Annotated in this window: 18 protein-coding genes and 2 tRNA genes; 14 read left to right on the top strand and 6 right to left on the bottom strand. The window is 42.9% G+C overall.

The features are described from left to right. The first annotated feature begins 32 nt into the window (after positions 1-32). The 3 genes from B1s21160_RS05415 (at position 33) to B1s21160_RS05405 (ending at position 2,291) form a co-directional block, all read left to right on the top strand. Positions 33-938, top strand: coding sequence for a molybdopterin-binding protein (locus B1s21160_RS05415; protein WP_095672708.1), 906 nt, complete (start codon positions 33-35; stop codon positions 936-938). A 2-nt stretch (positions 939-940) separates the two neighbouring features. Continuing rightward, complete coding sequence (locus B1s21160_RS05410; RefSeq protein ID WP_095672707.1) at positions 941-1,501, top strand: GNAT family N-acetyltransferase; 561 nt, start codon at positions 941-943, stop codon at positions 1,499-1,501. Between the two features lie 133 nt (positions 1,502-1,634). Then, on the top strand, positions 1,635-2,291 hold the full coding sequence (locus tag B1s21160_RS05405) for a hypothetical protein (protein WP_223297946.1): 657 nt from the start codon (positions 1,635-1,637) through the stop codon (positions 2,289-2,291). On the opposite strand, the gene B1s21160_RS05400 is transcribed toward B1s21160_RS05405, so the two are convergent. Then, a complete protein-coding gene (locus B1s21160_RS05400) occupies positions 2,292-3,539 on the bottom strand; it encodes a dolichyl-phosphate-mannose--protein mannosyltransferase (RefSeq protein ID WP_095672705.1) in 1,248 nt (415 codons plus the stop codon). Positions 3,540-3,599: 60 nt separating this feature from the next. Between B1s21160_RS05400 and rsmI the strand changes: the two genes are divergently transcribed. The 9 genes from rsmI to B1s21160_RS05355 all read left to right on the top strand — a co-directional run bounded on the left by rsmI (position 3,600) and on the right by B1s21160_RS05355 (position 11,335). After that, positions 3,600-4,442: a 16S rRNA (cytidine(1402)-2'-O)-methyltransferase gene (gene rsmI / locus B1s21160_RS05395; protein ID WP_095672704.1), complete on the top strand. Its 843-nt coding sequence runs from the start codon at positions 3,600-3,602 to the stop codon at positions 4,440-4,442. 2 nt (positions 4,443-4,444) lie between these two features. Then, positions 4,445-5,998 carry a methionine--tRNA ligase gene (gene metG, locus B1s21160_RS05390; RefSeq protein WP_095672703.1) on the top strand — a complete coding sequence of 518 codons (1,554 nt, stop codon included), beginning with the start codon at positions 4,445-4,447 and terminating at the stop codon, positions 5,996-5,998. A gap of 4 nt (positions 5,999-6,002) precedes the next feature. Next, positions 6,003-6,857: a TatD family hydrolase gene (locus B1s21160_RS05385; protein ID WP_095672702.1), complete on the top strand. Its 855-nt coding sequence runs from the start codon at positions 6,003-6,005 to the stop codon at positions 6,855-6,857. Continuing rightward, entirely contained in the window at positions 6,858-7,715 is an 858-nt protein-coding gene (rsmA, locus tag B1s21160_RS05380) for a 16S rRNA (adenine(1518)-N(6)/adenine(1519)-N(6))-dimethyltransferase RsmA (protein WP_095672701.1), read from the top strand. A gap of 17 nt (positions 7,716-7,732) precedes the next feature. Continuing rightward, the gene (locus B1s21160_RS05375; protein WP_095672700.1) at positions 7,733-8,653 is read left to right on the top strand and encodes a 4-(cytidine 5'-diphospho)-2-C-methyl-D-erythritol kinase; all 921 of its coding nucleotides are present in this window, start codon (positions 7,733-7,735) and stop codon (positions 8,651-8,653) included. Between the two features lie 29 nt (positions 8,654-8,682). Next, positions 8,683-8,757: transfer RNA gene (locus B1s21160_RS05370), tRNA-Gln, on the top strand. A gap of 20 nt (positions 8,758-8,777) precedes the next feature. Beyond that, entirely contained in the window at positions 8,778-10,199 is a 1,422-nt protein-coding gene (gene glmU / locus B1s21160_RS05365; protein WP_095672699.1) for a bifunctional UDP-N-acetylglucosamine diphosphorylase/glucosamine-1-phosphate N-acetyltransferase GlmU, read from the top strand. A 52-nt stretch (positions 10,200-10,251) separates the two neighbouring features. Then, entirely contained in the window at positions 10,252-11,232 is a 981-nt protein-coding gene (locus B1s21160_RS05360) for a ribose-phosphate diphosphokinase (protein WP_095672698.1), read from the top strand. Positions 11,233-11,258: 26 nt separating this feature from the next. Continuing rightward, positions 11,259-11,335, top strand: a tRNA-Arg gene (locus B1s21160_RS05355). A gap of 167 nt (positions 11,336-11,502) precedes the next feature. On the opposite strand, the gene B1s21160_RS05350 is transcribed toward B1s21160_RS05355, so the two are convergent. The 3 genes from B1s21160_RS05350 to B1s21160_RS05345 all read right to left on the bottom strand — a co-directional run bounded on the left by B1s21160_RS05350 (position 11,503) and on the right by B1s21160_RS05345 (position 12,867). Then, a complete protein-coding gene (locus tag B1s21160_RS05350) occupies positions 11,503-12,219 on the bottom strand; it encodes a Type 1 glutamine amidotransferase-like domain-containing protein (protein WP_095672697.1) in 717 nt (238 codons plus the stop codon). Positions 12,220-12,286: 67 nt separating this feature from the next. Continuing rightward, positions 12,287-12,430, bottom strand: a complete 144-nt coding sequence (locus B1s21160_RS06390) for a hypothetical protein (protein ID WP_190276936.1) — start codon at positions 12,428-12,430, stop codon at positions 12,287-12,289. Positions 12,431-12,495: 65 nt separating this feature from the next. Then, positions 12,496-12,867, bottom strand: coding sequence for a hypothetical protein (locus B1s21160_RS05345; RefSeq protein ID WP_095672696.1), 372 nt, complete (start codon positions 12,865-12,867; stop codon positions 12,496-12,498). Positions 12,868-13,010: 143 nt separating this feature from the next. On the opposite strand from B1s21160_RS05345, the gene B1s21160_RS05340 reads away from it, so the two are divergent. Both B1s21160_RS05340 and pth read left to right on the top strand, forming a co-directional pair. Beyond that, positions 13,011-13,691: a 50S ribosomal protein L25/general stress protein Ctc gene (locus B1s21160_RS05340; RefSeq protein WP_095672695.1), complete on the top strand. Its 681-nt coding sequence runs from the start codon at positions 13,011-13,013 to the stop codon at positions 13,689-13,691. Positions 13,692-13,711: 20 nt separating this feature from the next. Beyond that, positions 13,712-14,275 (top strand): aminoacyl-tRNA hydrolase, encoded by a 564-nt coding sequence (gene pth / locus B1s21160_RS05335; protein WP_095672694.1) that lies wholly within the window; start codon positions 13,712-13,714, stop codon positions 14,273-14,275. Here pth and ppdK read toward each other — a convergent pair. Together ppdK and ppc are read right to left on the bottom strand one after the other, a co-directional pair. After that, positions 14,265-16,943, bottom strand: a complete 2,679-nt coding sequence (ppdK, locus tag B1s21160_RS05330; protein WP_095672693.1) for a pyruvate, phosphate dikinase — start codon at positions 16,941-16,943, stop codon at positions 14,265-14,267. The genes pth and ppdK overlap by 11 nt on opposite strands. A gap of 33 nt (positions 16,944-16,976) precedes the next feature. Then, positions 16,977-19,643, bottom strand: coding sequence for a phosphoenolpyruvate carboxylase (gene ppc, locus B1s21160_RS05325; RefSeq protein ID WP_095672692.1), 2,667 nt, complete (start codon positions 19,641-19,643; stop codon positions 16,977-16,979). Positions 19,644-19,729 lie beyond the last annotated feature (86 nt).

Here is a 19,729-nt window from a genome sequence, read left to right as displayed (position 1 = left end):
AATTTATGGCTTGGGCAAAGTAGGGTTTAGGTATGGATGATTTGATGCCGGTTGCTGCGCTGCAAGAGCGTTTGCTCGCGCTGAGTGAGCCATTAACACCATTGGATCTGCCGCTATTAGATGCCCACGGCGCCACCCTTGCTAGTGACTTACTGGTGGATGAAAAAGTTGTAATAAAAAATGGCCAACGAATTGGTTCTAATCAGATTGCCCTGGCCGCATTTCTCGGCCTGGACAGGTTGCCTTGTCGGCCCCATCCCCGGGTAGTAATAATTAGTGCTGGTTATGATCTAGTTGAACCAGGAAGCAAGTTAGCAACCCAAGATGATGAGTTTGAATCTAACTCCTGGTTTTTAACTACCTTTGTTAAAGAGGCTGGTGCTCACGCCTTTCGCGTCCATACTATTCCTGAAACCGAAGAAGAGTTAAAGCTAATCATTGAGGATCAATTAGTCAGGGCAGATTTAATTGTGATTAGCGGTGAATCACAGGATGAATCTTTTGACCTAATCACCTCAGTAATCTCTAAGTTAGGTGAAATTCAGATTGTTACCCCAAATCTTGCTGAAAGTGGAAAACATAGCTTTGGCTTAATTGGCCCTGATAAAACTCCAGTAATTTGTTTGCCCGGTGATCCAGTTGGAAATTATCTATCTGCTGAAATCTTCATTCGGCCACTTATTTTAAAAATGCTAGCTAGGGAAGTCACTCAACGACCAATTAAAAGAATTAAACTAAGTAAATCAATTAGTAGTCAATCTGGCAAACTGCAGTATGTAAGAGCTTGCATAAACTCTGATGGTCAAGTCTCCCCACTTTCTGATCAAGAATCAATCACCACCCTATCCTTCACCGATTGCCTAGTTTTAGTAAATGAAAAAGATGAAAAACTCAGCTCTGGAGATTTGGTAAATGTGATGATGATTAATCAGGAGTAATCTTGAAAAAATTAGTTGAGAATGAGTTAATTCTAAAACCGATTAGATTTAGAGATAAAGCTCAGTGGGATGCCGTTCGCTCAGTAAATCGAGATTGGTTATCACCTTGGGAGGCAACACGGCCAAACATAGATAGCAAGTCACCACTACCTTCTTATTACGGGATGGTGATGCAATTAAATCGAGAGATTAGAGCGGTGAGATCCATCGCCTTAGGTATATGGTTGAAAGAAAACCGAAATGAGATTTTGATAGGTCAAATTACCCTGGGCGGAATAATTTTTGGTGCAATGCGAGGAGCTCATATTGGTTATTGGATTGATCAGCGGTTTGCTAATCAAGGATATACAACTCGTTCAGTTAAGTTATTGACTAAATTTGGATTTGATTCTCTAAAACTTCATCGAATAGAAATTAATTTGCGACCAGAAAATGAGGCATCAAAGCAGGTTGCAATAAAAGCGGGGTATGAGCTCGAAGGTGCGCGGAAGAATTACCTACATATTGCAGGCGATTGGCGAAATCACATTACTTTTGTTAAAGAAAACCCAGCAGTAAAATAAAAAATAAATAGGACATACCCACCTAATTCCACCGAGAATTAACCTCCGACATTTATCGTTGTCCTTTATGGGTTCGGGGTTTATCTATTTAATCATCATTTGTATGTGGGCTGCCTATTTCCTGCCCCAGTGGTTGAGCAAACATGAGGACACCTCTGGCAAAGCAATCGAAAGATATAAAAATGCGATGCAGGTGGTGGGTGAAAATAATGGCAGTATAAAAACCGAAGAAAATATTGAAGATAATAGCAAGGTTTTTTTCAAGCGTAGAATGATATTTGGTTCAATAGTTTCATTATTAACTATTTCCCTAATTTATGCTGGCATTGGATTTTTGGATTGGACCACCACACTCGTGCCCGCAACTGCTTTACTTATTTATTTAGTCAATGTAAGAAAACAGGTAGTTGCATCACAACTTAAAGTAAGAAGATTAAGAGCATTAGAGAAAATTACAAATAGTAAAATTCCAACTACTGTCATTCCAGAGCCAGTGAAAGAAAAAAGTAGTAATGAGCATTGGGTGCCATTCTCAGAGCGAAGTGAAATTACTGGTGTAGTAGTTGTGCCAAAAGATCGTAAAGGCTGGCAGCCAACTCAATTACCAAAGCCGGTTTACACCAGCGCAGCAAAGGCAATTCCTAGTAAGCGAATTATTGATCTAACTACTACTGGGCAGTGGAGCGCTGAGCAGGAGCGGATAAAAGCATTATCTGGTCGAGATGATGACCTGTTTGACCAAGCAATTTTGACTGATACTGCTGAAGATGAGAGAGCTGTTAATCAGTAATTAAATCCAGCTTGGTAACCACATTCGATCTAACCAATCTGCATATGGGATTTGAATACCCAGAAATATTGGCAGAAAGTAAAAAAAGTTTATAGCGACTATTGTAAGAAAAACACCAATATACTTTCGATAATCCTTATATTTTAAAGCCCAATTAAAGGTATAAATCAACGCCAGTATCAAAAAAGGCAAAATACTGATCGCATAAAAGTAAAACATAGTTCTACTTTGTATGAAAAACCAAGGTAAATAAGTGCCAGCCACACCAGCCAAAATAAAGGCTGCAATGCGATCTCTACTAACAATAAATAATCCGAGGGTGACGGCAATCGCAAATACTCCTGCCCACCAAAGTGCGGGTGTACCAATTGCCAATATCTCCTGCGCGCAACTTGCTGCCCCGCAATCTTTTGGGCTTTCATAGTAAAAAGAGGTGGGTCTTCCTAGGATCAGCCAACTCCAAGGGTTTGCAGCGTAGGCGTGCTCCTCTGAAAGATCTCGATGGAAGTTGAGAATTTCAATGTGATACTTCCACAAAGATGTAAATAAGTTGCTACCTGATTGCCGACCCCAACCATTACTACTTAATATCCAACCACTCCAAGTGGTGAGGTAAACCCCAAGTGGCACCAATACAAATTGCCCAATCCGGCGCAGCAAGCTGTTTAATTGCAAGTTTTTCCAATTAATTGTGAGAGCAATTACAAGCGGAATTAAAAAGAAAGCACTCCATTTACTAGCACCTGCTAATCCAATCACAACTCCACTTAACCAAAGATTATTAGTTAAAATGAAATAAAAGCAGAGCAAAATGAAAAATACTAAGAAAATATCAAGCAGGGCTACCCGAGACATCACCAAGGCAAGACCATCTAAGGCCATTAAAAGTGCGGCGGTAGTACTTAAGAAAATTGAGTTGAATAATCTTTGTGCAATCAAATAAATAAGTATCACGCAAGCTGTACCGACTAAGGCTGGAATGATCCGCCAACCAAACTCATTATTTCCAAATATTCTTATGCCAATACCTATCAGCCATTTGCCAAATGGTGGATGGACTATAAAATCTGCTCCACCTTGCTCATTTAACTCAACTCCATGCTGAACTAGAGAGTTTGCATTTTTTGCATAGTAAACCTCATCAAAAATATATCCTTTCGGAGAATTTAAATGCCAAAGACGAATAATCAGTGAAAAAATAGTAATTATCGAGATGGGCAATATCTGCTTAAGGCGCGTTGTGCTCATGGGGCTCAGCCTAAGACCAGATGGAAAGCGAAAGGGAATATAACCTGAGAGAATTAGCAGATGTTAATTCTTGCCTGCCTGCCAATTGGTGATTGGCGTGATGCCTCGATAAACCTCACCGCCACAATTGAAACTGTGCCGTATGTGGCAGCAGAGGATTCTCGAAAGTTTGCCAGGTTGTGTAAAGATTTAAATATCAGCCACAAGGCAAAGGTCATTTCATTTTTTGAAGGAAATGAGAGTGAGCGAATTACTGAACTGAGTGCAATCTTAAAATCACAAAAAGACATTTTGTTACTTACCGATGCTGGCACGCCAGGTATTTCAGATCCTGGTTATCGACTAATTCAGGCAGCGTTGGTAGCCGGTGTACAGATAAAAGTATTACCAGGGCCAAGTGCGGTGACAACTGCGTTGTTGTTATCGGGATTACCGACTGATCGATTTTGTTTTGAAGGCTTTCCACCCCGTACAAAAGTTGCCAGAGATAAATGGTATGAATCTTTGGCTAAAGAGGAGCGGACAATTATTTTCTTTGAAGCACCTCATCGACTGAGTGAATCCTTAATCGATGCAGCCAAGGCATTTGGAAATGATCGAGCTGCGGTGATTTGTCGGGAGATGAGCAAGCAGTATGAAGAGGTAGTAAGGGGTAGTTTTTCTGAGTTAATCTCTTGGTCAGGATCTAAAGATATTTTAGGTGAGATAACAGTTGTGGTTTCAGGTTTTGATCCAGCCAGCAATCATGTGGCTGATAGTGATTTAGTGCAAATGGTATTAAAGCAAGAGGCAGCTGGTGAGAGTCGAAAAGAGGCAATCACGCAGGTTGCCAAACAATGTGGAGTTTCAAAGCGAGTTGTATTTGATGCCATGGTTACTTATAAGAGTGGCGATAAGATCTGATCATGGCCAAAAAATCTTTTTATTTAACTACGCCTATTTATTATGTCAATGATGCCCCTCATATTGGTCATGCCTACACAACTGTGGCAGGTGATGTATTAACTAGGTGGCATCGCCAACGTGGTGATCAGGTTTGGTACTTAACTGGCACAGATGAGCATGGTGAAAAGGTATTAAATACTTCTAAAGCAAATAACACCCCACCACAGGATTGGTGTGACAAGTTAGTTGAATCAGCCTGGAAGCCAGTTTGGAAAGATTTAAATATTGCAAATGATGATTTCATTAGAACGACTGAGGAGCGCCATACAGTTCGGGTGCAAAAATTTCTTCAAAAATTAAATGATGCTGGCTATATATACGCAGGTAAGTTTGAAGGGCCCTACTGCGTCGGCTGTGAAGAGTTCAAACTGCCGGGTGATTTAATTGAAGGCAAATGCAAAATTCACTCTAAGCCGGTAGCAATGCTTAGTGAAGATAATTGGTTTTTTAAACTCTCCCAATTCGCCCAACCATTATTAGATCACTACAAATCAAACCCATCAGCTTGTGAACCAGAATCTGCTCGCAACGAGGTAATCTCCTTTTTAGAGGGTGAGGTGCGAGATTTATCTATCTCCCGATCCACCTTTGATTGGGGAATCCCAGTGCCGTGGGATCCAAAGCAGGTTATATATGTTTGGTTTGATGCCCTACTTAATTACGCCACAGCGGTTGGTTTAGGAGATGATGAATCAACTGATGGGGGTAAGAAGTTTGTCACCACCTGGCCAGCAGATGTGCATTTAGTTGGTAAGGATATTTTAAGGTTTCACGCAATTATTTGGCCCGCGATGTTGATGGCAGCAGGAGTTGCTGTTCCCAAAAAAGTATTTGCCCATGGCTGGTTATTAGTTGGCGGTGAAAAGATGTCTAAGAGTAAATTAACTGGAATCGCACCTTCTGATATTACAAAGGATTTTGGGGTTGATGCTTTTCGTTACTACTTCCTAAAGGCAATTCCCTTTGGTAGTGATGGCTCCTTTTCTTGGGAAGATATGGCTGCCCGCTACACAAGTGAGTTGGCAAATGATTTTGGAAACCTTGCTTCAAGATTAATCGCCATGATTGAAAAGTACTGTGATGGCAAGATTCCAGCGGTGGCACAAAATGCTGAGTTATCAGCATTATTAAGGCAAACTGTTGAAACTGCAGACAGTGCAATCTGTGCCCTTGATTTTCAAGGTGGCATAAATGCGATTATGGATTTTTGTAAACGGGTTAATGGTTTTGTCACCGAAACCGCCCCATGGGTAGTTGCCAAGGATGCAGCTAAAAAGAGTGAGCTTGATCAGATTTTATATAACACCGCAGAGTCACTTCGTGCTCTTGCAGTATTACTTCACCCAGTGATGCCAGAGGTAACGGAAAAACTTTGGCAAAGTTTGGGAGCAAATGCGATTGGCAAAATTGGCGATCAGCAAATTAGTAATGTAGCAAAATGGGGCCAGCTGCCAGCAGGTGGTGCAGTAACAAAGACAGAGGTTTTATTTCCAAGGTTAGAAGAGGTTAAGTAAATTTATGGCAGATCGTCACAACCGTGATCTTGATCGAAAGCCAGCACCACTTCCAGATCCATTAAAAAGCAAAACTGTTGATTCACATGCCCACCTAGAGTTAATTCACAATAGTGAGGCTGATTCACCATTAATCAAGCAGGTGCTAGCCGATGCAGCCGCCGTTGGTATTGATCGAGTTGTGCAGGTTGGTTACTCCGCAGAGCAATCAATCTGGTCGGTGAAATGTGCTGAAAGCTTTGTTGGCCAAGTTTTAGCAGCGGTTGCACTGCACCCAAATGAGGCACCGGTAGTTGATGATTTACAGAAGGATCTGCAGGTAATTAGAGATTTAGCCTCCCATCCAAGAGTTAGGGCCATTGGCGAGAGTGGATTAGATTTCTTTCGAACCCCACCTGAATTAAGAGATAAACAAAAATACTCATTTAAAGAACATATAAAGATTGCTAAACAGCACAACAAAGCATTGGTAATTCATGATCGAGATTCCCACCGGGAGGTGTTAGACACCTTGCAGGAGGAGGGAGCACCTTTAAATAGCATCTTTCATTGTTACTCAGGGGATGTGGCGATGGCAAAGGAATGTATTGCAAATAATTACATTCTCTCCTTTGCTGGCACTGTGACATTTAAAAATGCCCAGCAATTACGAGATGCATTAGTACTAGTACCAATTGAACAATTACTAGTTGAAACCGACTCACCATTTTTAGCACCAATGCCAAACCGAGGCGCACTTAATACCCCAGCTCAGATTCCAAACACCTTGCGGGTAATGGCAGATCTGCGGGGAGTATCAGCTGATTACTTAGCTGGTGCAATATCGGAGAATGCCGAAAGGATTTTTGGTAAGTTTTAAATGTCTAATCTACTTGGCGCAACTGAAATCAGAGCTCTAGCTGATCAATTAAACATAAAGCCAAGTAAGAAACTAGGCCAAAATTTTGTAGTAGATGCCAACACCTGTCGCAAGATTGTGAAGGTAGCGGGGGTTACATCAGCAGATACTGTGCTTGAAATTGGTCCCGGACTTGGCTCTCTCACCTTGGCATTACTTGAAACAGCAAAATCGGTAATCGCAATTGAGATTGACAAGCGGATGGCAGATCAATTACCTATTACCGCAGGCAACCACAGCTTTGATACCAACAAACTTATTGTGATCAACCAAGATGCATTGAGTGTGAATAAACTGCCACTTGAGCCAACAGTTTTGGTGGCAAATCTGCCGTATAACCTGGCGGTGCCGATCTTATTAACAGTATTAGAGCGATTTCCTGCACTTTCAACTGGTGTAGTAATGGTGCAAAGTGAGGTGGCAGATAGATTAATTGCCACTCCAAATAACAAAAATTACGGTGCGCCAACTGTGAAAGCCAACTGGTTTAGTGATCTGAGCAATGCTGGCCAAATAAGTAGATCAGTGTTTTGGCCCATCCCCAATGTAGATTCATCATTAGTTAGATTTATTCGCCACAAACCATTAGGAGATGAAGGGCAGCGAGTGGCAACTTTTACTGTAGTCGAGCACGCCTTTGCCAAACGGCGAAAGATGCTACGGGCAGGATTAAATCAATTATTTGCTGGCAAAGCTGAAGAGAATTTAGTAAGTGCTGGAATTGATCCCACCATCCGTGGTGAGGATTTAGCAGTTGATGAGTTTCTGCAAATTGGTATGCAATTAACTAAGCACAATCTCACCCAACAGCTGAGATAGCCAATACGCTCTAGGGTATGAGATATAACGGAGTAGTTGCCAGAGTTCCAGGCAAGGTGAATCTGCAATTATCTGTTGGCCCACTTGGCGCAGATGGCTTCCATGAGGTCACTACCGTATTTCAAGCCATCTCACTCTTTGATGATGTCACCGTAGCAAGTAGTAAAGCAGGTGATGGTGTGAGCATCAATATTTTTGGCCAAACAGCAAGTGGTGTGCCAATTGATAATACAAATCTTGCAGTTAAAGCAGCGCAGCTGATGATTGAAAAATATGATTTGCCAAAAGATCTAGCAATTAAATTAAAAAAGGAGATTCCAGTTGCTGGTGGTATGGCCGGGGGAAGCGCTGATGCTGCTGGTGTAATTGTTGGTCTGGACTCACTTTATGAGTTAGGACTCTCTCGAGATGAGATGGAGTCGGTGGGGGCGACACTTGGCGCAGATGTGCCATTTTCTATTTGTGGTGGCGTGGCAATTGGTACTGGTAGAGGTGATCAAATAACACCAGCTCTAGCAAAGGGAAGTTACAACTGGGTATTGGCATTATCTGGTCAAGGATTAGCAACCCAATCTGTATATAAAGAGTGTGATCGACTGCGAGAAGGTTTATCAATCGCACTTCCTTCAGTCAGTGAACCATTAATGCAGGCGCTACGTGCAGGGGATGCAAAAGCATTGGGTAAATCTTTAATTAATGAGTTACAACCTGCTGCTTGTTCACTTCGTCCAGCACTTAGATTGGTTTTAGATGTTGGAAATGATTACGGCGCACTTGGTGGAGTTGTCTCTGGCTCTGGACCTACTGTTGCATTTTTAGTTTCAGATGATGAGCATGCAATGGATTTAACCGTTGCATTAAGTGGCAGCGGGGTAGTTTCATCGGTGGTAAGAGCAAGCGGAGCAGTTGCTGGGGCTCGAATTGTTGAAAGTTTTTGATTTACCCAGTTATAAGGGATAATTCAGGTTCCGCCATTGTGTAGTGGCTAGCACATGAGCCTTTGAAGCTCAGGGTCCAGGATCGATACCTGGTGGCGGAGCCACCAAGGAAAAGGGGGTAATGATGAGCAAGTTATCACTTGCCATTGTTCTTGCTGCGGGTGAGAGCAAGCGAATGAAATCAAAGACTCCTAAGGTGCTCCATAAGATCGCCGGACGCACCGTAATTGAAAACTTACTAGCTGCAGTACAGCCAATTGCACCAAAAAAATTAACGGTGGTTGTTGGCGCCCACAAAGATGCAGTTATTCAACATTTAGATGAGATCTATCCTGCTGCTACTACAGTTTTTCAGGAAAAAAGAAATGGCACCGGCGCAGCCGCCGCATTGGCATTAGCGCAGGCTAAAGGTGATGGCACAGTATTGATCTTGGCCGCCGACACCCCACTGCTTACCACCCAAACTTTGCAGGAGTTTTTAGCCGCCCATCAGAGTGAGAAAAACAGTGCATCGGTATTAACTGCGCTACTGCCAGATCCAACTGGATATGGGCGGATATTGCGAGGTAGTGATGGCAAAATATTAAAAATTGTGGAGGAAAAAGATGCTACCGACTCTGAGCGAGATAATGATGAGATCAATACCGGCGTCTATCTATTTGAATTGCCAGTAATCAAAAGCGTAATCAACCAACTGCAAAGTGATAACGCCCAACAAGAGCTCTATCTCACCGATGTGATTGAGCTGCTAAATAAATCAGGAGAAAGCAGCTACGCCATTCTCTCCAATGATTACACTGAAACTTTAGGAATTAATGATCGCAGCCAGTTGGCTGAGTGCGCAGCGATTATGCGAGATCGAATTAATTACCAACATATGCAAAATGGGGTAAGCATTATTGATCCCACTACTACTTGGATTGATGCTGAGGTTGAGATTGGTGAGGATGTAATTATTTATCCCGGCTCGGTAATAGAAGGAAAAAGCAAGATTAAATCACAGGCAGTAATTGGTCCACGTACCACCCTAGATAGCTGCGCAGTAGGAGAAGGGGCAAAGGTGATTGAATCACATTGCACCGATTCTAAGATTGGTGCTGGCGCCAAGGTTGGACCCTTTACCTATCTACGCAAGGGAAGTGTTTTAAAAGATGAGAGTAAAGCTGGCGCTTTTGTGGAGATTAAAAATTCAACAGTAGGCCAAGGCTCAAAGGTTGCCCATCTTTCATATGTGGGAGATGCGCAGATTGGCGATGAGAGCAATATTGGCGCAGCCACAATATTTGTTAATTATGATGGTGAGCAGAAGCATAAAACTAAGGTTGGCGATCATGTGCGCATTGGTAGTGACACCATGTTGGTAGCACCAGTAACAGTAGGTGATGGTGCCTATACCGCAGCCGGATCGGTGATAAATGAGGATGTGCCAGCGGGTGCGATCGGAATCGGCCGTACCAAGCAGGTCAATATCTTAGGTTGGGTATTACGCAAGCGAGGAAGTAGTAAATCAGCAGCGGCTGCAAAAAAAGCTGGTGCTAAAGAGTGATTAACCTCTAGTAGAGTTAAGCCAGATCCACCAGAGCGAGGGGGAAGCTAAACTGAATGAAATTCGCTTAACCTCCGAAAAATCCCTGCGTTTATTTACTGGTCGCGCCTATCCTGAGTTAGCCGATGCGGTCGCAGCAGAGCTTGGCATTCCAATCACGCCAACATCAGCTTATGACTTTGCCAATGGTGAGATCTTTATTAGATTTGAAGAGAGTGTGCGCGGCTCTGACGCATTTGTATTACAAAGCCATGCTGCCCCAATAAATAAACAGATCATGGAGCAGTTAATTATGGTCGATGCACTCAAACGTGCCTCGGCAAAACGAATTACCGTAGTACTTCCTTTTTATGGTTATGCCCGGCAAGATAAAAAACATCGAGGAAGAGAACCGATCTCAGCAAGATTAATGGCAGATTTATTTAAGACGGCAGGGGCAGATCGTTTAATGTGTGTAGATCTTCACACCTCACAGATTCAAGGCTTCTTTGATGGTCCAGTTGATCACCTCTTTGCACTGCCACTGTTGGCAAATTATGTTGGCAGCAAGGTTGATCGTAAAAACTTAGTTATTGTCTCACCAGACTCAGGTCGAGTAAGAGTGGCAGAGCGATGGAGTGAGCTACTTGGTGGCTGCAGTATCGCCTTTATTCATAAGACTCGTGATCCAAAGGTGCCAAATGAGGCCACAACCGGCAAAGTAGTTGGTGATGTGAAAGGAATGACCTGCGTAGTCATTGATGACATGATCGATACTGCTGGCACAGTTACTAAAGCAGTTGATGCGTTAATTGAAGATGGTGCAAAGGATGTAATCATTGCCGCCACCCACGCAGTTCTCTCCGGCCCTGCGATTGATAGATTAAAGAAATCAAGGGTCTCAGAGGTGGTAGTAACAAATACGCTGCCAATTGCGGAGGAGAATAGATTTGATAACCTAACGGTCCTATCTATCGCTCCACTGCTTGCCCGTGCCATCAAAGAGGTCTTTGAGGATGGTTCAGTAACAAGTCTTTTTGATGGGCATAGCTAAGAATAGATTTACCGACAATATAACTTGCGCCCGTAGCTCAACTGGATAGAGCATCTGACTTCGGATCAGAAGGTTCGGGGTTCGAATCCCTGCGGGCGCACCAGCAATGATTTCCAATTGCAGCATCAGTGGATTTCGCCGAGTAGACTTTGTATATGAAAGCAATAATTGTCATTTTGGCAATATTCATAATACTTGTGCTTGCCAAAAGCAGCTCAAGTAAGAGCAAGTAATTAGAATTTGCAAAAATTATTTGCTAAGCCTTTAGATCTAAAACTTGATTATTTGGCCAGCTGTTAATTGTTGATCGGGGACTCCTTTAAGGAAATGAACCTTGCCCTGCCCATAGGCCTGCCAGAAATCTTCACCACTTCTTTTAACCAAAGCAGTTAGCTCATCGATTCCAATTAGTATCCCCCCTTGTGGCACACTCATTACTAACTTGGCAGCACTTTCTGGAATCCATCTAAAAAACTTATCAAAGTGCGGAATTACCCTTATATTTGGAATCAGATTTAATCCCTCAGTAGCGCCCCCTTTACTGACTCTAAAATTTGGAACCTGTGAGGATAAGACCATGGCCCCTGCGCTGCACCCTGCCAAAGATGAACCAGTTTGCCAATTTTCTAATATTGCACTCCATACCTTGGTGTTAATTAAGATTTTTGCTAAATGATGTGGATCTCCACCAGATAAATAGATCAGTGCTGCTTGGTTGATTTGATCTACAAACTCTTGGTTATTGGCATCATCCCTGTTGAAGATTGGTAGGAATACTGGTGATGCCCCAATTGCCACTGCCGCTTTTTCACCCAACTGCTGCCAATAATTAATCCGAGATTGACTCTCTTGGCCAGCAGCGGTTGGGATCTGCAAATAAATTGGCTTCTTACCATTTTTAACACCATCATCAATTAATGATTTTTCAAACTCTGACATTGCTGGTAAATACTCACCAGAGCCAACTAAGGCGAGGGATCCGACCATGAGATGAATCTATCGATTAAATAAACTACTTACTAAATCTCTCAACTCTTTGGTCTCAACAAACGGACTAACCATTTAAGCCGTAGGGATCATCAGTATTCTTATTACGAGTTCGCAGGCGAAGTTTATGAATAGTGCTATCAGTTTCAGCGTCATATAACTCAATCCGTTTACCAAAGATCAAATTTGCTAGGAAATCAAGAAATTTCATCTACCAACCATACTCAACAAGCAAAGCTTTGCCCAGCAGGAGTTGGGCTACAAATTTAGCCTTGATTAGAGATAAATGACCAGCACTGCAAAATTAAAGGTGCTCATTGCCATATATAAAACTCCGACAATTTTTAGCTGATCTGCGGAGTTTTTAATCCCTTTACCTACTGGTGATAATGATTTTAGATCTTTGAGCGCATCAACAACTGCCAGACTGTCTCTGATGGCGGCGAGCATCGCAGTTACGGAGAAGACACCGCCGGAGGCAACTAAGCCGATTACAAACAACTTTAAACTCCAGTTGGTGTTTTGATTAAGATTTCCAGTTGCTGCTAAGGCTAAGACAGCAGAGAGTAATATCGTGGGAGCAAGTTGGGATTTCACCCGGATGCTTCGTTGTTGGTTGAAAATACTAATTAACTCTTTTTCATTCATACTTATAATCTACCATCAGCTAATTGCCTTAAATCGGTGGCCAAAGTGGCCAACCTTCGCCTTGATTTGTCCTTTCCCTGCCTATTCGCTAACCTCACCCCTTACACCGCGAGGGATTAAACCGTTATCGAGGGAGAAGTAAAGTGGCTGAGATTTCAATAAAGGGCGCACGCCGAACTGAGTTTGGCAAGGGTGCATCCCGTAGAGCACGCCGTGATGGATTTATACCGGCGGTAATTTATGGTCATGGTGAGAAGCCACAACATGTAGCTCTGCCTTCACGTGAGTTAGGTGTGGCATTAAAAACCTCAAACGTTTTGATTGATGTTGTCTTAGATGATCACACAGAGTTAACACTTCCTAAATCTGTTAGCCGTGATCCACTAACCGGTCTCCTTGAGCATATTGATTTAGTAATTGTCCGCCGTGGTGAGCGAGTTGTTGTCTCTGTTCCAGTACATACTGAAGGTAAGTATGACCAAGATGGAATTTTGGAGCATATTAATAACTCTATTGAGGTTGAGGTAGATGTAACTAACATTCCATCATTCTTAATGTTAAGCATGGAAGGCATGATGGCTGGAGATTCAAGATATGCATCCGATGTGGTAATTCCTGAGGGTGTTAAATTAATAAGTGATCCTAAGATGAGTGTGGTTCACCTTTCTGTTAAGGCTGCTGAGGAAGAGGTTGTGGTTGTTGCCCCTGTTGAGGGTGAAGCCGGTGCTGCTCCTGCTGCTGAAGGAGATGCTGCTGCAACAGCTGCTGCTCCTGCTGCTGCGGAGGCAGATAAGAAGGATGATAAGAAAGACAAGAAGAAGTAATTAAGGACTAGCCTTTACTTATGGCTGATCGCTGGTTGGTAATTGGCTTAGGAAATCCTGGCGCTGAGTATGAAAAGACTCGGCATAATATAGGTCAAATGGTTTTAGATCAGTTGGCAGAGAATCAAAAGTTTTCAACCCATAAATCTCGGATGCAGATCTGTGAGATTAAATCTGGTGATCAGCAATTGGTTTTAGCAAAATCTCGTGGCTATATGAATGAAACTGGCGGACCAGCAAAAGCCTTAGTAGATTTTTATAAAATTGATATTGAAAAGGTTATTGCGATCCATGATGAGCTTGATCTGCCCTTTAACGCACTTCGAATAAAACAAGGTGGTGGAGATAATGGCCATAACGGCCTTAAATCACTTACCGACTCTTTTTCAACCGCTGATTACTTTCGAATAAGAATGGGCATCGGCCGGCCAATTGGTGATCAAGATCCAGCAGATTTTGTATTAAAGCCCTTTAATAAAGAGGAGCGCAGCCAAATTGATCCATTCTGCCAAAGAGGAGCTGATGCGATTAAGAGTTTGGTATTAAATGGATTAGATAGGGCACAGACCGCTTTTAACTCTTAAGCAACCTTGCTCTGCCGGATTCAAGTCTTGCTACCGGCACCCTAAATGGGGAGCAGGAGACATAATCAAGATTTAGATTATGGAAGAAGTGAATACTTCTGGGATCTCCACCATGTTCACCACATACACCTAACTTAAAATCTGGGCGTACCTTTCTGGCCTGATCCCGTGCAATCTTCACCAACAACCCCACACCATCTTGATCCAGTGACTCAAATGGATTAAAGGGCAACAACTCAAGATCTAAATATCTTGGCAAAAATGTTGATTCCACATCATCTCTGCTAAATGCCCAGGTGAGTTGGGTGAGATCATTTGTGCCAAATGAGAAAAAGTCAGCGTAATCAGCAATTCTGGTGGCGGTAATTGCTGCCCTTGGAGTTTCAATCATGGTGCCAATTGGGATCTCAATATTATTTCCGGCTAAAGTTTTTTTAATCTCACTTTCTAATCCTTGTCTTAAATAAAGAAGTTCACGCTGACTTGCCACCAACGGAATCATGATTTCAGGTTGGGGATCAAAGCCTGCCTTTTTAACCTCAATACTTGCCAGCACCAACGCCTTTACCTGCATCTTAAATAACTCGGGAATTAATATTCCAAGTCGCACTCCTCTTAAACCCAACATGGGATTTGATTCATGCAATCTTTTCACCGCAGCAAAGATTGCTTTATCCCGTGGTGAGATACTGGTGTTAAGTGCTTCAGCTGTTGCCATCTCCGCACTTAAGGTGGCTAGATTTGGTAGGAACTCATGTAATGGTGGATCAAGTAATCTAATAGTTACTGGATGGCCTGACATTTCTTTTAAGATTCCCACAAAATCTGCCTGTTGTAATGGTTGCATCTCAGTGATTACTGCATTTTGTTCATCTTCATTATCAGCTAAGACCACTCGCTCTACATAGCTGCGTCGATCACCTAAAAACATATGCTCAGTGCGACATAAGCCAATTCCTTGGGCGCCAAGTGTTCTCGCCCGCTTGGCATCCTCTGGCGTATCAGCATTTGCCCGGACATATAATTTTCTAATCTCATCTGCATGTTGCAAGATGCGATCAACCGCTTTGACTACTGGGGTAGCATCATTTGAGGCAGCTTTAAGTGTGCCCTCAAGGTATGAGGTAACAGGTGATTGGGTAACAGGTAGCTCACCTAGATAAACACAACCAGTTGTACCATCAATTGAAACCACCTCGCCCTCGCGCACAATTAAATCACCAACACTAAATTGCAATTGTTTTTCATCAACGGTAATACTCTCAGTACCACAAACTGCCGTCTTACCCATTCCTCTTGCCACAACCGCTGCGTGAGAAGTTTTTCCACCACGGCTGGTCAATATTCCCTCCGCTGCCACCATGCCCACTAAATCATCTGGGCTGGTTTCTCTGCGAACTAAAATTACCTTTCTGCCAGTTTTTGCCAGATCAAATGCTCGTTTGGAGTTAAAGACAATCTCACCAACTGCAGCTCCTGGTGATGCTGGGATACCAGTTGCAATGAGATTACGTTTTGCTGATAAATCAAATTGTGGAAACATTAATTGGGCTAATTGATCACCACTTGTGCGCAGTAGCGCCTCATCCATTGATATCTTGCCCTCATCAACTAATTGGGTAGCGATGCGAAATGCTGCCTCAGCAGTTCTCTTTCCAACCCTTGTTTGCAGAATCCAAAGCTTTCCGCGTTCAACTGTGAACTCGATATCACAAAGATCTCGGTAGTGATTCTCCAGAGACTTCATTAATCTTTCCAACTCGGCATGGACAACTGGTTCTTTCTTTGCCATATCTGCCAGTGAGATTGTGTTTCTAATTCCAGCAACCACATCCTCACCCTGGGCGCGATCTAAGTAATCACCATAACTACCCTTTTCACCAGTGGCTGGATTGCGAGTGAAGGCAACACCAGTGCCAGAGTCATCACTTAAATTGCCAAATACCATGGATTGAATATTCACCGCAGTTCCTAGGTCAGATGGGATTCGCTCGCGCCTTCGATATAACTGCGCTCGCTCTGAGTTCCAAGATCTAAAGACCGCTGCCACCGATTGGGTTAGGTGATCAAAGGGAGTGGTGGGAAAGGGGTTAGTGGTGAAATCCTCAATCGCTTTGATTAAATCTTGCGCCAAATCTTTAAGTGATTGTGCTGACAACTCTGCCACTACATTAACATTTTCTTTTGTTAGATAAATGCTCTCTACTTTATGCACAATTTCATCAGGCAGGTCACAAACAATTCTGCCAAACATATCTATAAATCTGCGATAGGAATCCCAAGCAAATCTCTCATTGCCAGTTGATTTCGCCATTGCATCTGCCACCTCTGGGGTGATACCGACATTTAATACCGTCTCCATCATTCCTGGCATAGAGTGTTTAGCGCCAGATCTAACTGAAACTAAAAGTGGTGCGGTGGGATCACCAAATTTCTTTCCCACTACCTTTTCTAGATTTGCTAATGCAGTTTTGATCTCTGCATTTAAACCAGCTGGCACTACGCCGGTAGTGAGAAACTCGCGGCAGGCTTCGGTGGTGATAGTAAAACCGGGTGGGACTGGTAATCCCATCTGCACCATCTCTGCAATATTGGCGCCTTTGCCACCAAGCAAATCAGATTTACTTTTATCACCAAAGGTAAATGGGTAGATCAACTGCTTAGCCAAAATGACCCCTGTCCAAAACTTTGTAAATCCTACTCAGCCAGTATTGCGCAAACCTGCCGCAACACCATTTATGGTTAAAAGTAACGCTCGGGCTAGCAGCGGATCTACCTCTTTTTGAGAGCGCACCCGCTTGAGTAAGGATATTTGCAGTAATTGAATTGGCGCCAGATAGGTATCTCTTACCTGCAAGGTTCTTGCCAGAATTGGCTGATTACCCAAAATCTCACTCTTCTTACTTAATAATAAAATCTCACTAACAGTTAATTCAAACTCAGCTTTTATAAGATCAAATATTTTGTGCAGTGAAGGATCAACCAACGTTTGCACATACCGTTGGGCAATAAGTAAATCTGTCTTAGCAACTGTCATCTCTACATTACTGATAAATGTTCGAAAGAAGTGCCACTGGGTAAATAAGGTGTGAAGTAGATCTGATTTACCCGCCAATCTTGCAGCCTTAAGTCCTGATCCCACCCCATACCAACCCGGCACAATTTGTCTAGATTGTGTCCAGCCAAATACCCAAGGTATTGCTCTTAGTGATTCTAGATCAGCAGCTGAATCTGGTCTGCGTGATGGTCTAGATCCCAAATACATATTTCCTAATTGCTCAACCGGTGTTGAGGCGTAGAAGTAGGCAGGAAGATCTGGATCCTCCAGCAGATTTCGATAACACTTATAGGCGCTATCACTAATTAAATCCATGCACTCACTCCAGCTATTTAAATCACCGGAGGATTGTCTTGGTTTTCTATTTAATACTGTCGCCTCAAGAGCTGCGGCTAGAGTTAACTCAAGATTTTCTTTTGCCAAAGATGGCAAGCCAAATTTATCGGAGATAACCTCACCTTGTTCCGTCATTTTTATTTGGCCATCAATGGATCCCCAAGGCAAAGCAATAAGTGCGTCATATGTTGGCCCGCCGCCGCGACCAACTGATCCACCACGACCGTGAAATAATCGCAACTTAACTCCATGCTTTATCGCAACATCTCGTAATTTGCGCTGTGCCTTATGGATCTCCCATTGGCTAGTAGTTATGCCAGCATCTTTATTTGAATCTGAGTAACCAAGCATTACCTCCTGCACCTGACCGCGCATTGTGATAATCATGCGATAACTCTGATTACTTAGCAGCTCATCTAGTATCTTGTCCGCATTTCGCAGCTCAGTAACTGTTTCTAGCAGTGGCACAAAGCCAATTTTGGCAAATTTCTTATCCCCGGTAATTGAAATTAAGCCAGCTAATTTTGCAATCAACACTGCTGCCATTACATCATCTGCAGATTTGACCATGGAGATTATGTAGCTCTCAATTACCTCAGCTCCAAACTGCTCAATTAATTGATCAATTGCTAGAAAACTCTGCAAACACCTCTCACCTGCAGGGTCAAGCTGTTTTGTACCGGGATTTGCCGTATCAAGTAATCTCTCATTAATAGTTTTTGCATCATCACCACCAAATATCTGTTTTATTAATTGGCGGTGAACCCCAGAGTGCTCCCTGATATCCATTGTGGCGTGGGTTAATCCAAAGCCATTAATTGATCTGATAATCCGCTCAAGTAAGCCATTGCCAATTAATTCACCATTATTTGCTAGCAGTGAGTTTCGCATAATTTCAAAATCAGCGATTAGCTCTGCAGTATCTTTGTAATCTCTGCCTGGAAAATGTGGCAAGCCGGCTGCGTGCCGCACTCTAGTTAAAATTAATTTATGCCCAATCGCAGTTGCCTTTAATCGATAAGGCTCCTCCACATTGATACGCCGGTATCGATCCTCTATTTCTGGCAGATTTTTTAGATCCAGCGCAACTGAATCCGTAAGTTGAGGTGAGACACCAACTAATTTTGTCGAAATTGAAAGTGCTTGTCGTAACTCATCAAGGTGTAGGGATAAGCTTCTTGTAAAGTGCGCATTTTGTAGCAGCACCGTCTCCTTTGTTACCTCGGCTGTGATATTTGGATTACCATCTCGATCGCCACCAATCCAAGTGCCAAACCTTAATGGCCGGGCGGAGAGCGGCAGCTCTACACCTAATCTTTTAATTTCATTAACAAACTCCGCCAGCACCTCAGGAACAGTTTCGTGGAGGAGTTCATCTAGATAGTAGATTGAATTAACCGCTTCATCTAAAGGCTCTGGTCTACCTAACCGCAACTCATCGGTTTGCCACAACAAATCAATACTCTCTGCAAGTCTGTCATTTTTTATTTGACTCTCAGGTTGAGTCAGCAATTGCGCAATTGTGGTCATTTTGCTTAATACTGAACGTCTTGCCGCCTCAGTTGGATGTGCGGTGAAAACTGGTCTAACAGAGAAATTTTCTAGCCAACTTTGCAAATCCTTGGTTGTGAAATCCTTATTACTCTCCTGCGCCTTTAAAATATTACTAACCGCTCTGCCTAACCAACCCTCTGTCTTGGCGTGAGTACCGGCAATATCTTTCGCACGGTTAACCTGTTCGGCAACATTTGCTAGATTAAAAAAGGTACTAAACGCTCGCACCAAGGAGATTGTTTGCGAGTCGGTTAATTTACTTAATATTTCATCTTGCTGACCTTGGCGCACTGAAAGTCGAACAGATTCAACCAATGCCAAAAGATCATCACCCTCTTGCCTAGCTAAGGTTTGGCCTAATAGATCTGCCAATTTGCGAACATCATTACGCAAATCAGTGTTGTCGGCGGCAGCGGTCATGGCGTAATCATTACAGGTTTAAATATTTCTAGGCGCACCTTTATGGCAAATACCCCAGTGGTTGGGGTCGTAGAATTGGCCAGGTT

Source organism: Candidatus Nanopelagicus hibericus, from assembly GCF_002288005.1.
GTDB lineage: Bacteria > Actinomycetota > Actinomycetes > Nanopelagicales > Nanopelagicaceae > Nanopelagicus > Nanopelagicus hibericus.
Note: the sequence above shows the minus strand (reverse complement) of the source record. Positions and strands in the feature narration are given on the sequence as shown.

What these genes read in the sequence shown, in the direction of transcription:
- B1s21160_RS05415 (WP_095672708.1), top strand. Translation starts at nt 33, where the DNA reads ATGGATGATTTGATGCCGGTTGCTGCGCTGCAAGAGCGTTTGCTCGCG.
- B1s21160_RS05400 (WP_095672705.1), bottom strand. Translation starts at nt 3,539, where the DNA reads ATGAGCACAACGCGCCTTAAGCAGATATTGCCCATCTCGATAATTACT.
- rsmI (WP_095672704.1), top strand. Translation starts at nt 3,600, where the DNA reads ATGTTAATTCTTGCCTGCCTGCCAATTGGTGATTGGCGTGATGCCTCG.
- metG (WP_095672703.1), top strand. Translation starts at nt 4,445, where the DNA reads ATGGCCAAAAAATCTTTTTATTTAACTACGCCTATTTATTATGTCAAT.
- B1s21160_RS05385 (WP_095672702.1), top strand. Translation starts at nt 6,003, where the DNA reads ATGGCAGATCGTCACAACCGTGATCTTGATCGAAAGCCAGCACCACTT.
- rsmA (WP_095672701.1), top strand. Translation starts at nt 6,858, where the DNA reads ATGTCTAATCTACTTGGCGCAACTGAAATCAGAGCTCTAGCTGATCAA.
- B1s21160_RS05375 (WP_095672700.1), top strand. Translation starts at nt 7,733, where the DNA reads ATGAGATATAACGGAGTAGTTGCCAGAGTTCCAGGCAAGGTGAATCTG.
- glmU (WP_095672699.1), top strand. Translation starts at nt 8,778, where the DNA reads ATGAGCAAGTTATCACTTGCCATTGTTCTTGCTGCGGGTGAGAGCAAG.
- B1s21160_RS05350 (WP_095672697.1), bottom strand. Translation starts at nt 12,219, where the DNA reads ATGGTCGGATCCCTCGCCTTAGTTGGCTCTGGTGAGTATTTACCAGCA.
- B1s21160_RS06390 (WP_190276936.1), bottom strand. Translation starts at nt 12,430, where the DNA reads ATGAAATTTCTTGATTTCCTAGCAAATTTGATCTTTGGTAAACGGATT.
- B1s21160_RS05345 (WP_095672696.1), bottom strand. Translation starts at nt 12,867, where the DNA reads ATGAATGAAAAAGAGTTAATTAGTATTTTCAACCAACAACGAAGCATC.
- pth (WP_095672694.1), top strand. Translation starts at nt 13,712, where the DNA reads ATGGCTGATCGCTGGTTGGTAATTGGCTTAGGAAATCCTGGCGCTGAG.
- ppc (WP_095672692.1), bottom strand. Translation starts at nt 19,643, where the DNA reads ATGACCGCTGCCGCCGACAACACTGATTTGCGTAATGATGTTCGCAAA.